Here is a 15,327-nt window from a genome sequence, read left to right as displayed (position 1 = left end):
TTACTCTCAAACCCAACCGCCAATTTCTGCTTCTGTCAGCGATTTCTCTAACTTGGCGTATTCTGTCCGTGCTGCCCGTAATAAATGTTTCATCTGCACAGGTTCATCAGCATCGGCGGCGAGGAAGGCGGCATTTAAGGCGATGTTGCGAATGTTACCCCCAGCTACACTTAATTGTGATAACTTCTTCGCATCCAAGCCATTGGTAGGGGTGTTAGTTGGGTAAACTCGCCGCCAAATTTCGGCACGTTGTGCTGCATCAGGAAAGGGAAACTGGACTGCAAAACGAATACGGCGCTGGAAAGCTGTATCGATGGAACTCTTGAGGTTGGTTGTCATAATTGCCAAGCCTGGATAGCTTTCCATCCGTTGCAGCAGGTAGCTAACTTCAATATTGGCGTAACGGTCATGGCTATCTTTAACTTCGCTACGTTTACCAAATAAAGCGTCTGCTTCGTCGAATAATAGGATAACTCCGCCTTCTTCGGCAGCATCAAATACCCGACGCAGATTTTTCTCAGTTTCGCCAATATATTTACTTACTACCGATGATAAATCAATCCTGTAGAGGTCGAGGTGCAATTCCTGGGCTAAGACTTCCGCCGCTAGGGTTTTCCCTGTACCGCTACTGCCAGCAAATAAGGCACTAATACCTAGCCCACGAGTATTTTTAGCAGCAAATCCCCAATTTTGATACACAGTGGCACGTTGACGCACATGGGCGGCAATTTCTCTCAACATTTCCGCTTGGGCTGGGGGTAATACTAAATCTTCCCAAGTGGCGGTGGGGGGGATACGTTGGGCGAGTTCGTCTAGGTGAGGACGGGCTTGTTTGCGGCAAGCATCCCAGAGAATTTGCCCGATATCTTGTTCTTTTTCCCCAGTTAGTTGTCCTAAAGCTTCTGCACAGGCGGCGCGGATAGTATTGGGACTAAGGTTGAATTGGGTGGCTAATTTTCTCACTTGCCCATTTAATTGCGGCTGGATCTGGGCTAAATTGCTTTGCCAGAGTAGGCTTTGTTCTTCGATGGTGGGTTTGTGAATATTAAAGCTGACTATGGGGCGTTGCTGTATAGCAATTCTTTCTCGACTTGTGACAAATACTAAACCATTAATGCGTTCCAGGAAGCGTCCAATGGTATGGGTACGAGTTAAGTCTGTTATGTCAATTTTGTCGCAGTCTATGAGTAGGGCGCTGTTACTTAAAATTGACTCTCGCTCCCACAAACGCAACAGAGTTTCCATCTCTGCGGGTGCGGATGGCACAACCTGAACGGGCATAATGTGCAGGTTCACACCTAATATTTTACAGACTGTAGAGGCGATCGCTCGTTTACTTATGGGTTCAATACCACATAGTTGTAAAATTGGTAACTTCTCAGTCTGAGATGACTGCATCCACACGGCTGCTATTTGCTGGGCTAATTGCTGTTGAGATGGGACTAATTCTCTGGCTTCTGGTATGGGTTCAACAATCCCCGCCAATCTCTCATCTATATATTGTCTACCCACTAAATAATGTAAAATTCTTTCATCAATCCGTAGGGGGCTAAGTGTTAACGCTCTACCCTCACCCAACTCAATCAATCGCCAATATCGTAATTTAGCATCAGGGGCGATCGCATCCCAATGGGGGTTAGGTAAGGCAGCAAGGGCTAAACTTAAAGTAGGATAAGTTTTTTGTGTGTCTCCCTGAGCTAGCCCACATAAAGCTGCAAAATCACCATAAAATTCCATACAGGCACACATTAGCAGTATATCCCTTTCAAATTCGGATAAACCAAATAGCTGACATACCCGCTCTAATAAGGGTGGTGCTGTCATATCAGCCGTTGCCGTTTCTATAGTTTGTTGTTTCTGCTGTTGTGCTGAAGACGTGGATGACTGGGTTTTGTGTGCGTATGTTTCAATCGCATCACGTACCATACCTAAAGCTGCTAATAAGTAGCGCTCATTGGCCTCATGCCAATTGTAATTAACTGTTGTTGCATTCATGGAATTGTTACCTGTGGCGAATGGTATTCCCCTGTTTGATTCATTTCTAATGGACTGGCAACACCGTCTACCTGCACTCTGACAAGATAGGTTCCTGGTTGGATATTCTTTACAGCAATATTCATCACGTCGGTATCATCATCAGGTGATGAGACAACGATAGATTGGGCTAAAGTATGAGGACTAGATATTTCATTCAAAAGTAAAACTACTCGTTGTGTTTTCCTCAGTTGAGGATGAAACTTAACGGTGAGTTCAACTGAGTGTAATTCTGCGGCACTATCTACTACCTGACGCAATAGTACAGAAATTTTGGGATGTATAATCACAGCCGCCACATTCGATGTCATATTTTCTATGTGTCCGGCATTAGCTATAGTTAAATGCACAACTTGTATAGTTTGTACACCAATATACAAATCATCTGGTAACTTGAAACTAATTTGTGTTTCTTTAATATTTTCTGGTACTAATAGTTTTTCAGTGTTATTCAGCCGAATACGGGTAATCTCACCACGTAAACGCTTACCACGAATCATGATAGTATTACCTGCAAAGATTAATGGCTGTGTTTGTGTCAGTGCTGTAACTTGCTCAATACTTGGTTCATTCCAGAGTCCTGTGTTACCACATTCTGAATAATTTATTTCCTGACTATCAATTAATATCATCGAAGCTAAGTAACTAGCCGAAGGTCGATAGTGGGTTTGCAAGGCAGACCATATTTTGGAATTGTCTTCCATGCTCAAAAATTCGGGTGAAAGCTTAATCTGTCCAATTTGTTCAGCTAATTTAGATATAGAGACACCAGCTAAAGCCTGTGAAATCAAACTGGTAGTATTGCTGGTAGAGGCGTTTTTTAAGGCATTTTCAATCAAATCTGAGGTAATAACTGTTGTTGTGTGCAGTAATTGCATGGCATAACCTAACAACAGTTCTGCTTGAAAATCTTTAGCCCCATAAGCTGTTAACAGATAATGTAAGTCTAAAGCTAAGGGTGGATTAGCCGAGCGTTGACTTTTATTGACTCGTGAGTGCTTAGAGCGAAATTCTGGCGATACCCAGTCAACGTTGCGGTTTTGTGTTACATGATAGAGAAAGAAATTAAGTTGCGATCGCTCATCAGTTCCCACTTTAATTAAATCTGGTGGTAAAGCCGTAACCAGCACATCACCCACACTAGCAGTAATAGAGTCACTAACTAAACCATTCTCTAGCAAGTCTTTTAGCACTGCCGTTACAGCAACTATAGAGAGCGCGTTACTCATCATCATCTCCCACGCACCTGCACAGGTTAATCATAGGTTACACCGGATTTCCTGAAAGCTTTTTGCTAAAAATTTAACATTCTTGCTCGTAATAAAATCTGTAATTTTTTGATTAATCTATACTCAGACTCACCAGGAATTACTCCTGAGCAGATAAAGATATATATTTTGCCGCCTCATAAGAAAATCCTTAGCTAAGACACACTAGGATGAATGAGGAGACAAAACAATATAATTAAAGGAAATTTGATAGTTTGCTCTGTGTCAACCTTTAAATAATTTTCTGTAGGGAAATTTTAAGTGTTTATTAAAACTTCTTATCAAAACGAGAAATTTGGTTTAACTTGAGTAATGATATGAAATGAGAATTAAATCTAGTTCAACTTAATTATATTAATCACTATCATACTTAAGTATTGACTATGCAAGATTTGTCATAATTATTATTCTTTTTGCTACAAAATTGAAATCTGAAATTAAACAGAGGATGGCTGCTATCAGATGAACTCCCAACCTTCTTCAAATTATTGGAATGGGCGCTATGTAGGTGATAACCAGCGATACCGCATAGACAAACCTTTAGCAGTCGGTGGTATGGGAGAAGTCTTATTAGCAACGGATACCCGTGTTGGTCAACAGGTAGTCTTAAAATTACTCAAAGATACGTTAGTAGCATCCCAAGAGATGAGAAAGCGCTTTGAGCGAGAAGTGTCGATTTGTGCGGCTTTGCAAAGTGACCACATTGTCAGAATTAGTGATTGTGGTGTCACTCCCGAAGGATATCCCTTCTATGTGATGGAGTATTTGCGTGGTCAAACATTGCGACAATTACTGCTGCGAGAACATAGACTATCTGTAGAAAGAACAGTAAAAATTATTTCTCAAGTTTGTCAGGGTTTACAGTTGGCGCATCAAGGAGTCATTCTACAAAAAGATGGCAGCAGTGAACATATTCAAGTAGTTCATCGTGACCTTAAACCAGACAATATTTTTCTTGTGCCTACAGATTTAGGAGAGTGGGTAAAGATTTTAGATTTTGGTGTCGCTAAAATCCGTAGTGACTCTAGTGAACAGACAAATATCACTAGCACTTTTATTGGTACATTTCGCTATGCTGCACCTGAGCAAATTCAAAACAAGCAGAATCTAGACACCAGGGCAGATATTTATAGTTTAGGGATTATTTTGTATGAAATGTTCAGTGCAGCAGATCCCTTTGGTTTCAGCACTAAGGGTAGTAATATTAGTGAAGCATCCTGGGTTTTAGCTCATGCTTATGAACCACCGACACCATTGCGATCACAACCCGGATGTGAGCAATTATCCCCTGAAATTGAAGCTGTAGTCCTGAAATGCCTACAAAAAAACCCTAATAATCGCTTTGCATCTGTAGCAGAACTAAATCAGGCTTTGCAAGCAGCCAGCCGCGCCGCAACACCTAACCCCATTACACAACCAGAACCAACTCCAGCTAAACCTCAACCAGCTTTCGATTCAGAAACGGTTGCTCGTCCTTTGCAAACACAGCAACCAAACCAAGCTGCATATAATCAAGGGTTAAATAACGAGACAGTTCCTCGACCTTTGCACCAACAGGAAACTAACCAACCTGCATACAATCAGGGGTTAAATAACGAGACAGTTCCCCGACCCTTGTATCAACAGGAAACTAATCAACCTGTCTATAATCAAGGGTTAAATCACGAAACAGTTCCTCGACCTTTGCAGCCAACCGAACCAGAACAACCCGACGGGACAATCTTTCAACCACGTCCATCACCCGGTGCAGGAAATAACCAAACAGTTCCCCGTCCTTTACAGCCAACCGAACCAGAACAACCCGAAGGAACAATCTTTCAACTACGTCCATCACCCAGTGAGGGAAATAACCAAACAGTTCCCCGTCCTTTACAGCCAACTGAACCAAATCAACCCGACGGGACAATTTTTCAACCACGTCCATCACCTAGTGCAGGAAATAACGAAACAGTTCCCCGTCCTTTACAGCCAACTGAACCAAATCAACCAGATGGCACGATTTTTCAACTCCGTCCTACCCCTAGTTCTGGAAATAACGAAACAGTTCCCCGTCCTTTACAGCCAACTGAACCAAATCAACCAGATGGCACGATTTTTCAACAACGCCGTTCATCTGAGCCAAAGCCTAACCAAAATCAAGCATTTGGAGATTCAGACAATACTCTGTATCAACCACGACCTACTGACCCTCAGAATACCAGGAACACATCGGATAACACAATCTTTCAACCAAGGACAAACAAGGCAGCCGAACAAAAAAATTCCCCCATTTTTGGACGAAATCTCTGGATTGGGTTAGCAGTTGTCCTCGCCTTCTTTGCCGGAATGTTCATATTTTATATACAAACAAATCAAAATTCTCAAAATGCGCCTAATGTACCGAACTCAACCCAGAAGTAGAGGGGGGAGATGTAGCTTGCTTCCCACAGGGTGGGAGATGAGGGAGTGGGGGAAGATGGGGGAGCAGAGGAGCAGGGGGGAATAACTAATGACTATGGACTATGGACTATGGACTGTTGACTATGGACTAATGACTAATGACTAATGACCAAACTATCGACAAAAGTCTAATTACCTTTAAATAGCTGATGCAGATATCCTAGAGGCATCTGGATTAGCTACCAGCCAAACACTTTCATGCTTATCTTTGTTGTTCAAACATTAGCAGAAATTCTAGCTGGAGGAACCTCACTTAGCAGTACCGAGCAAATCGACTTTAATCATCCGAGTCATCGCAGAGAAGAGGGTGCAGGCCCGACTCTCAATTTGTATGTTTACGACTTACGCGAGAGTAAACAAATACAACATTCCGGTAGGCAAGTGGATCGCAAGTTAAGCAATAGTCTGCAAGCTACAACGGTCAATTGGTCGCCTAGTTGGTTTGATGTATCTATATTATTAACAGCTTGGGATAGAACGGCGTTAGGTGAGCATCACTTGTTAAGTGAAGCTTTGAATGTGCTGTTGCGTCATCGCGCTCTGCAAGAAGATTTTTTGGTTCCAGAATTGCGGGGTTATGGCAATTTGTCTATGACTGTTGCGCTTGATCCTACAATTGAGATTGGCTCTTTATGGAGCGCTCTGAATGTGCCTTTGCGTGCTGGCTTGTATTTGACGGTAACAATACCCTTCGAGCCACAGCCAGTTCCTGTTCCTCTAGTTTCAGAAAGAATTTTCAATTTACAAAACCAATATCATCCTAATGGCACGAACGGTAATGGTTCGGTGGCTACCAAACGAGTAGCGATCGCGGGAATTGTGAAAAGTGCGGTAGCTAATCAGCCTTTAGTCGATGCCAAAGTTGCTGTCTTAAGGACTGAAAAATCTGTAGTCAGCAATCAAGAGGGACTTTTCTTTTTTGAAGATTTGCGTATAGGCAATTATGTTTTAACAGTCAATTGTCCTGGCTATTTACCTGTGAATGTCAATGTCTTGGTTGATAGCCCAAGTTATACGTTCAAAGAAATCTTATTAACTCCTGAATAAATTTAGGTTGCTTTATGGCCAGACTTGATTACTTTGCTCCCGGTGTCTATATCGAAGAAATTGACCGTGGGAGTCGCCCGATTGAAGGGGTGAGTACGGCGATCGCAGGATTTGTCGGTTTTACTGAAGATATTCGTGATGGGGCTGAGTTATTCAAGCCCATGTTAGTTACCAATTGGACGCAATATCTCAACTATTTTGCTCGTCCTAATTCCGATGGGTTCACCGACTTTAACGCCTACTTACCCTTTGCTGTCTATGGCTACTTTATGAATGGTGGTGGTCGTTGTTGGGTAACTAGCATTGGTACTCAGTTACCAGGCGCACCCAAGCCACCCACCCCAGAACCAGCCACCTTAAGAATTAATGGTAGAGGCAATCGTCCAGCTCTGCGCTTGTCCTTACGTCCTGAACAAGCAGCAGGCGGCGCAGTCAATGTATTGATTATCGATGGTGGGCCGCGTGCTTTACCAGAAGGGACAGAAGGCGAAGCTCCTCCGAATACTGGTGAGTATTTTACTGTGCAGATTCGTCGTGGTGACGAGGTGTTGGAGCAGTACGAGAACTTAACCATGAACCGTGAAGCTCCCGCTCAAATTGCCACCTATGCAGTCGCAGCTTTGCGAAACTCCATGTATGTCCTTGCAGAAGACATTTCTCAAAGTGGACAGCCCCTATCCCGCCGTCCGACGAATGGTCAATACGAACTCGCACCCCCCATTGTCCCAGCTTCAGTCGATAGATTGTACAGCGATTTGGAAGGGGTACGTGATGATCGCACAGGGGTAAGGGGGATTTTTGAAATTGATGAAATCACCATGCTGGCTTGTCCTGATTTAATGCGGGCATATCAAGCAGATGTTTTGAACTTGGATCAAGTCCACGGCATCATGGAATTGATGATCAGCATGTGCGAAGGTTCAGCCAGTGGTGATATTCCCAATCCACCCAACCGCATGGTGTTAATTGATCCGCCTCCAGAAGCTACCAAACCTCAGCATGTAGTGGAATGGTTGAATAGATTTAACCGTCGTTCCATGTTTGCCGCCTTGTATTATCCTTGGATTAAAGTTGCTAATCCACGCGATCGCGGTAATCCCATTCTCATACCTCCCTGTGGTCACATGATGGGCGTTTGGGCGCGTACCGATGAAACCAGAGGTGTTTACAAAGCTCCCGCTAACGAAGTACCCAGAGGCGTAATCGGTTTAGGTTATGAAACCAACTTCCGCGAACAAGAACTCTTAAACCCCTTGGGAATTAACTGTATTCGCACTTTCCCCAATCGTGGTATCCGCATTTGGGGCGCTAGAACTCTTGTTGAACCAGATAAAACTGAGTGGCGTTATATCAGTGTTCGCCGTTTGATTAGTTATATCGAAAAATCAATTGAGTTAGGTACTCAATGGGTAGTATTTGAACCCAACGACGAAGATTTATGGGCGCGTGTCCGACGCACCGTCAGCAACTTCCTAGAAAGAATTTGGCGGGAAGGTGCATTATTTGGCTCTAGTCCACAGCAAGCATTTTATGTGAAGTGTGATGAAGAACTTAACCCACCAGAAACTAGAATCTTAGGCCGTCTATATATTGAGGTGGGAGTTTGTCCCGTCAGACCTGCGGAGTTTGTTATCTTCCGCGTTAGCCAATGGAATGGCATCGAAGATGAACAATAGCAGAATCAATCTTGAACGTACTTTATATCATTTATTGCAAAGGAGTTTAAACCAGTATGGCAGGTGAATTTTTAACGGCGTGTAAATTTTACTTTGAAGCTGACGGAATCACTGATAAATTTATTAAAGAAGTAGGTGGTCTTGGAGTTGAAAGCACTCCAGCACAAGATATTCATGGATCGTCAAAAGGTGGCAAGATACAACGTCAAGCAACGCCTACAGTGGTAAAATTTACTAATATTACACTGAAGTTGATTGCTACTGTCGATAAAGATTTATATGATTGGTATCAAAAATGTAACGAAGACATGGGCGACCCCAGACAGTGGTCGCAAAACCGGAAGACAGGTTCAGTAGTTGCTTATGACCAACAAGGGAATGAGCAGGCACGGTGGAATATTATCAACTGTTACCCATGTAAATATACTGGCCCTACCTTAACTGCATCTGGTGGAGATATGGCCAATGAAACCATCGAATTGGTTCACGAAGGCGTTAAGCGTGTCAAATGATTTAGTCATTAGTCATTAGTCATTAGTCAACGGTTCATAGTTTTTCTCCTTTTCTCCTGAGAGGAGGGGAAAGAGGTGGGTTTTTCCCTCATCTTCCCCCTCTCCTCCCTCATCTCCTCTCAACCCCCAATCCTAACTCCTGGCTAAAACTGTGCCGAAAACAGCAGGTCAAGTTCCAGAAATTCTTACAGCCCATCGGTTCTACTTAGGTTTGACACTAGACGGTCAACAAGATAAGGTAGATGGTTTCTTTTTAGAGTGTCAAGGCTTTAAAAGAACTCAAGATGCTATTGAAATTACTGAAGTCACTGCCAATAAATGGGGTAAATCAGACAAAGGTCAAGTCGTCAGAACCAAAATTCCCGGAAATATTAAGAGTGGTAATCTTACTCTCAAGAGAGGTATGACCAACTCTTTAACTATCTGGAAATGGTTTGAAGCCGTTCAAGAAGGCAAATGGGCTGAACAACGCAAAAATGCCTCTTTGAGTGTATATGACCAAGCAGGCGTAGAACAAGCAAGATTTGAATTAGCTGGTGCTTGGCCGGCTAGTTATAAAATTGCCGATGTCAATGCTCGCAGTGGCGACATAGAAATCGAAGAAATTGAAGTTGCTTTTGAGGAATTTAAGAGAGTCAAATAGTCAGTTGACAGTTGACAGTTGACAGTTGACAGTTGTTTCTCCTGTGCTTCCTTGTCTTCTTTGTCTCCCCCCACTTCCCCCACTTCCTCATCTCCTCCTACTCCCCACTTCCCAAATATGTTCCCCACAGAGTTTGAATTTACACTTCCCAAAGGTTATCTTGACTCAGAAAGTAATCTTCACCGCCAGGGTGTTATGCGCTTATCAACGGCTATAGATGAGATTGCGCCTTTGCGTGATCCTCGTGTGAAAGCTAATCCAGCTTATGCCACAATCATTATCTTGTCGCGTGTGATTACTCGCTTGGGTGCTTTATCTGAAGTAAGTCCGGCTATTGTAGAAAACTTTTTCGCCCAAGATTTAAACTATCTCCAAGACTTTTATCGTCATATCAATGGCTTAGAAGGTGAAACCTCTTTACCAGAGGAAAAAGGCGCTTCCTCTGAAGAGTTAGTAGTCAGAAATTAAGTTCTTATTACTAACCTTGCATTGCTCATATTTATGAATTTTGTAGCTGACGCTATCTATGTCTCGTAAACAGGATCATCTATATACAGAATTTGACTTTACTCTTCCGCGAGGTTTGATTGATAGCCAAAACCGCGTACATCGTCATGGCAAAATGCGTTTAGCCACCGCCAAAGATGAAATTTTGGTACAAAAAGAACGCAAAGTACAAGAAACTCCTGCTTATGGTGATTTAGTCATGTTATCTCGTGTCATTACACGTTTAGGGAGTTTTAACACTGTTAGTCTTGATGTCCTCGAAGGATTGCTATTACATGACATTGCATACTTAAGAGAATTTTACAATCGAATTAATCAGCAAGGTAATATACATATTCCTACTCAGTGTCCTCACTGTAACACTCAGTTTTCTGTAGAGCTAGAACTGGCGGAAAAGCCATAAGCTACCCCTCAGATACTTTGTATGAGGAGGTAGCTTTTATTGCTTATCATTTTCATTGGTCACAAGATGATATTTTAAATTTAGAACACAGTTACCGCCAGCGATGGGTAACAGAAATTAATAAAATTAACGAAAAATTAATATGAAAGTCAAAATCAACTTTTTACCAACACAAAATGAGGTAAATGAACTCGATTTAGTAGTAGCAACTACACCCAAGGGAGAGTGCATAATAGGACGTTCCCCTGATTGCGATTTACCTTTAGAAAGCCCAGATGTTAGCCGGATTCATGGTAAGTTTTTTGTTCAATCAGGAAATTACTATTACTGTGATACTGGTAGTAGAAATGGTTCGGTAATTAATAACAAATTGCTTGAAAAAAATCAGCCATATCTTTTAAAACATGGTGATTCTATCCAAATCGGAGATTACATTCTCACGATGGAAGAAATTAAACCTGCGGCGGAGCAAATGCCAGAAACAGTATTTAGGGTGATAGATCCTGCACTGTTTTCTAGACCAATATCGGAAAGTTTTGGTGTTGCTGGTGTTACGAATAAAGCACCAGAGGTAATTGCTGAATCTACACCAGAAGTTATTAGTCAAACTCAAGAAGAAGTTGCAGTGTTTGAAGTTCCTGCAAGCGTTAATGCTGTTTCCTCAGAAAATCAAGAGATAATTACAGCACCCGCAAATCCCATTGTCGAAGAAAGAACTTTTGTCCAACCACAGGATATTTTTACTGAAGAACAACCAGAGACAGTTGAGAGTGATGAAAATCTAGATTTCAACACTGCGATCGCCGAAGACTTAACCTTTGTACAGCCTCGTGATCTAGTCCAAACATCGTCATCAGTCGATGATTTATCTACAAGCGATGATAGTCAAAATGTGGATTCAGCTACACCAATTTTACAAGAATACACAACCGTACAACCACGCGATATAGTTATTCAACCATCATTAACTATTAGTTCTGAAGAAATTGATTTAGATACACCAATTTTACAGGAATACACAACTGTACAGCCTCGTGATGTGGGTATTCCTGTATCACTAACTGATAGTGAAGATGTAGATGTGTCTAATGATGGTAATGTAGAAACATCAGAAGTTGAAAACGCTTCCACTCAATTAGAAGATTCTGCTATTCAGCTAACAGAAGAACCTATTTCTACAGATGAAATAACTGAAGAAGCAGTGACAGCAGATGTCACTCATAATATAGAAACTGTAGAACCAGAAATAACAGAAGAAGCTACAACACCAGACTTGACTTCTACCGGAGAAGATTTAGAAACAGCAGAGGTTATATCTACAACGGAAGTAAACGAAGAACCAACAGTAAATGTTACTTCTGACGTAGATGTCACTCCTAATATAGAAACTGTAGAACCAGAAATAAAAGAGGAAGTTGCAACAGCAGACCTAACTTCTACCGAAGAGGATTTAGCAACAACAGACGCTATATCTACAACGGAAATAGATGAACAACCAATAACAGATTTTACTTCTGACTTAGAAACTGTAGAACCAGAAATAACAGAGGAAGTTGCAACAGCAGACCTGACTTCTACCGAAGAGGATTTAGCAACAACAGACGCTATATCTACAACGGAAATAGATGAACAACCAATAACAGATTTTACTTCTGACTTAGAAACTGTAGAACCAGAAATAACAGAGGAAGTTGCAACAGCAGACCTGACTTCTACCGAAGAGGATTTAGCAACAACAGACGCTATATCTACAACGGAAATAGATGAACAACCAATAACAGATTTTACCTCTGACTTAGAAACTGTAGAACTAGAAATAACTATTTCTACCCCAGGAGTGATTGAAGAATCGACAACAGCAGATGTTCCTTCTAGCGTAGAAACTGTAGAGCCAGAAGCCGCTATTTCTACACCAGAAATCAGCGATGCAGATGAGTTAGTTGAGCAAACACCTGAAGAAGTTGTGGAAACTGAAGAAGTCTTTGCTGTTGATAATTTAGAAACAGATACTGAGAGCGAACCAAGTCAGATGACAATTCAAAAAAATATAGTCCTCATTGCTCACGAAAGTAAAAAGTCAGAAATAGCTGAATTGGTTGCTCAGAATCAAGAATTTTTCTCTCACAGTCTAACCATTAGCTGGCCATCTGTTAGCGAAGTTTTAAAGCAACAAGCTGGCCTGACTGTAAGTGAAGAAATTCCCTCACCAACATCTGGAGGTTATCAAAAGATTAATTCTCTGCTCAATTCTGGAGATGTGTCAGCAGTTATTTTCTTGAGAGATTTCCTCACACCTGCACCTAGTCCAACTAATGAGGAAACTTTATTAAGAATGTGTAATATCAATCAGGTGTTAGTAGCCACTAATTTGACAACAGCAGAGGCGATTGTACATTATCTGAAACACACTAAGAATTGATATAAGACATATATTTGATTAATGAAATCTAGGTAGGGCGTGTTAGCATCAGTGTAACGCGCCTTACTAACGCCTACTAAAATTAATTCTAGAATCTAGGTATAGCAGGTGTTGCTTCAGGTACAACAGGGATAGTAGGAGTAGGAGTAGGAGGTGGTGGTGTGATAACTGCGATCGCAAATGCTTTTTCTTGTGGCGGCTGCTTACCTGATTTATCAGTAACTTGTAATTTAATTTGTGATGGGAAAGCCTGATTAACTAATAGTTGTTCTGAACCAACTGGCTGCACATTACCAATAATTGGATCAAGCTTGACTTCTATATCTTCTCCCTCTACTCGCCAAGATAAAGTGGCTGTTGTTCCTTCTTTTAACTCTTGATTGGGTTGGTCGCTACCGTTAATTGTGAAAGAGATAATTCTAAAAGGTTTGGGTAATATTTCAATTGCTGATTCTGTCTTCTTTGCACTATTTTTGTTACTGCCGTTATTAGACAAAGCTGTGATTATAAAAGTATATTTGCCTGCTTTTAAAGCAGGTATTGAGATATTATTACACTGTAGCTGTTGATTTTCTATTTCTTTGCATTGGTTTTGCAGTTTAGGATCAGCGATCGCACCTTGATTAAACTTATAAATAAACGGTTGACTTAGTAATGTGCCGTCTTCAGAATTACCAGTTATTCGCACTTCCCTTAATAGTAAAGAGTTACCAACTTTCCAACTTAAATTAATCGGGTCGCCTTTTCTATATTGCGTTTTATCTGTCTTAAAATCTAGAACTTGGGCTATTGGTTTCTCAGTGATTTCAACTTGAAATGGCTGGGCTTCCGTTTGCGCAAGTCGGGAAAATAACGGCGTACCTTGACGATAAAATCCTTTTAATTCAAAATTATATTTTCCTTGAGCTTTTATCCCTGTTTTCACATTATTACAAATCAGTTCCTTTCTTTGTTGCACCACACAAGGAGGTGTTGTATTCGCATCGCTCTTACCTAATTCGTCTGGAATCCCGTTACTAAAATCATATATCTTAGGTTCGATTGGTTGCTGACCTTTAATATTTAACTCTAATCTTTTTAACTGTGGATAGTTTTCCACCTTCCACTCTAAAGTTACCTCCTCTCCTTCTACAAGTTGGGAGCTATTAGGAGCGAAATCTTCTAATTTTGCCGGGTCTGGATGTAACAATTTCCAAACAATTAATCCTATACCGCCCAATAAACCTAGACCAATTAAAATTAATAGTAACAGTTGCCACAAAGGACGGGGTTTCCAGACAAAACTAAGTTGAGGAAGTGTATTTGATATAGGAAAATTTTCTTCATCTTGGATGTTGACTTGGAAGTTAATTACTAATCCTCCACCCAACCAAGGTCTGCGCCACCAAGGTTTAGGTTTCACCAACAAATTCGTGATAGAATTTTTAGTAGGTAATAATCTAATTTCATTAGGTTGAAATTGATAAGTAAATAGTTGTTCTTCATCCCGACTGACCAAGTTAAATGTTAATTGACGGACTACATTCCCTTGATTAGCTAATGATAATTCATACTTAGCGGGGCTACGACTTACTTGTGCTAAAAGAGTCTGTATATTAGCATCTAAACGATAAATTGTAGGAATTTGGATATAAACCAAATCTAACAGCACCAAGTCAGGAGAATTTTCTGAATATAAGCGAATAGTCGGGGAATAAATCCCCGCTAAAGTATCTCCTGGGGGGTGAAATGTTAGTAAAATTTGTCCTTGAGAATTAGGATTGAGTCCCAGTGCAGTTACTTCTGATAACCCTAAGCCCTCTACCCCAGTTGTCGGATAAGTGATAGTAAACCAATCTTCGTCTAAATCTGGGCAAGTAAGGCGAAAACGGTCTACACGATTTGTACGATTTTCTACTATTACTTGTACAGGTAAAGAAGATTCATTCGCATTGAACAGCAGAGGTTTATTAGCATTACTGCTGGGTTTGATTGAGAAAGTTGGGTCATTTACCCTAACTACTGTTTGTTCTTGGAGCAGAACTTTTAGTTGTAAGGGAACGTTAATAGGAGTATCTTCTGGATAATGCACAGGAGCATCTACGACTAAAGTATAGTCATAGGTTCCTGGTAAAGCATCTACAGGAATTGGTAAATCAAATTTGATTTCATCACTAGCTTGTTGGGGGTCTATGGCTAAACTTGCTTGAGGAGGACTAGACCAGCCTGTGAGATTTTTAAATTCGTCACCATAAAGAAAAGTTAAATTAATAACAGCGCTCTGGTTGCCTCGATTAAAAATTACAATATAAAGTTCAATAGTCTCGCCTGATCTACCTAATTGCAGCCCAGACGGCTTGACAATAATTTGTAATGGACTAGCTTGCATACCCTCAAATT

Annotated in this window: 12 protein-coding genes; 9 read left to right on the top strand and 3 right to left on the bottom strand. The window is 41.2% G+C overall.

The annotated features are described in order from the left end of the window. Positions 1-6: 6 nt before the first annotated feature. Both NSMS1_RS07865 and NSMS1_RS07860 read right to left on the bottom strand, forming a co-directional pair. Positions 7-1,995, bottom strand: coding sequence for an ATP-binding protein (locus tag NSMS1_RS07865; RefSeq protein ID WP_224092359.1), 1,989 nt, complete (start codon positions 1,993-1,995; stop codon positions 7-9). Beyond that, a complete protein-coding gene (locus NSMS1_RS07860) occupies positions 1,992-3,269 on the bottom strand; it encodes a DUF4255 domain-containing protein (protein ID WP_224092357.1) in 1,278 nt (425 codons plus the stop codon). Before NSMS1_RS07860 ends, NSMS1_RS07865 begins: the two co-directional genes overlap by 4 nt. 495 nt (positions 3,270-3,764) lie before the next feature. On the opposite strand from NSMS1_RS07860, the gene NSMS1_RS07855 reads away from it, so the two are divergent. From NSMS1_RS07855 to NSMS1_RS07820, 9 genes are all read left to right on the top strand, one after another. Further along, positions 3,765-5,702, top strand: a complete 1,938-nt coding sequence (locus NSMS1_RS07855) for a serine/threonine-protein kinase (protein ID WP_224092355.1) — start codon at positions 3,765-3,767, stop codon at positions 5,700-5,702. 237 nt (positions 5,703-5,939) lie between these two features. Further along, positions 5,940-6,788, top strand: a complete 849-nt coding sequence (locus NSMS1_RS07850) for a Pvc16 family protein (protein ID WP_224092351.1) — start codon at positions 5,940-5,942, stop codon at positions 6,786-6,788. 14 nt (positions 6,789-6,802) lie between these two features. Further along, entirely contained in the window at positions 6,803-8,464 is a 1,662-nt protein-coding gene (locus tag NSMS1_RS07845; RefSeq protein ID WP_224092349.1) for a phage tail sheath family protein, read from the top strand. Positions 8,465-8,520: 56 nt separating this feature from the next. Then, positions 8,521-8,976 (top strand): phage tail protein, encoded by a 456-nt coding sequence (locus tag NSMS1_RS07840; RefSeq protein ID WP_224092347.1) that lies wholly within the window; start codon positions 8,521-8,523, stop codon positions 8,974-8,976. A 151-nt stretch (positions 8,977-9,127) separates the two neighbouring features. Further along, positions 9,128-9,619: a phage tail protein gene (locus NSMS1_RS07835; protein WP_224092345.1), complete on the top strand. Its 492-nt coding sequence runs from the start codon at positions 9,128-9,130 to the stop codon at positions 9,617-9,619. Between the two features lie 117 nt (positions 9,620-9,736). Next, positions 9,737-10,087 (top strand): hypothetical protein, encoded by a 351-nt coding sequence (locus NSMS1_RS07830; RefSeq protein WP_224095155.1) that lies wholly within the window; start codon positions 9,737-9,739, stop codon positions 10,085-10,087. A gap of 58 nt (positions 10,088-10,145) precedes the next feature. Then, positions 10,146-10,529, top strand: coding sequence for a phage tail assembly protein (locus tag NSMS1_RS07825; protein WP_224092344.1), 384 nt, complete (start codon positions 10,146-10,148; stop codon positions 10,527-10,529). Positions 10,530-10,546: 17 nt separating this feature from the next. Further along, positions 10,547-10,675 carry a DUF6760 family protein gene (locus tag NSMS1_RS35315; protein ID WP_317986585.1) on the top strand — a complete coding sequence of 43 codons (129 nt, stop codon included), beginning with the start codon at positions 10,547-10,549 and terminating at the stop codon, positions 10,673-10,675. Further along, a complete protein-coding gene (locus tag NSMS1_RS07820) occupies positions 10,672-12,948 on the top strand; it encodes an FHA domain-containing protein (protein WP_224092343.1) in 2,277 nt (758 codons plus the stop codon). Before NSMS1_RS35315 ends, NSMS1_RS07820 begins: the two co-directional genes overlap by 4 nt. A gap of 88 nt (positions 12,949-13,036) precedes the next feature. Here NSMS1_RS07820 and NSMS1_RS07815 read toward each other — a convergent pair whose 3' ends face one another. Continuing rightward, positions 13,037-15,316, bottom strand: coding sequence for a hypothetical protein (locus tag NSMS1_RS07815; RefSeq protein ID WP_224092339.1), 2,280 nt, complete (start codon positions 15,314-15,316; stop codon positions 13,037-13,039). Positions 15,317-15,327 lie beyond the last annotated feature (11 nt).

Source organism: Nostoc sp. MS1 (assembly GCF_019976755.1).
Classification (GTDB): Bacteria; Cyanobacteriota; Cyanobacteriia; order Cyanobacteriales; family Nostocaceae; genus Trichormus.
The sequence above is the reverse complement of the archived record's forward strand: the minus strand, read 5'-3'. Positions and strand labels throughout refer to the sequence as shown.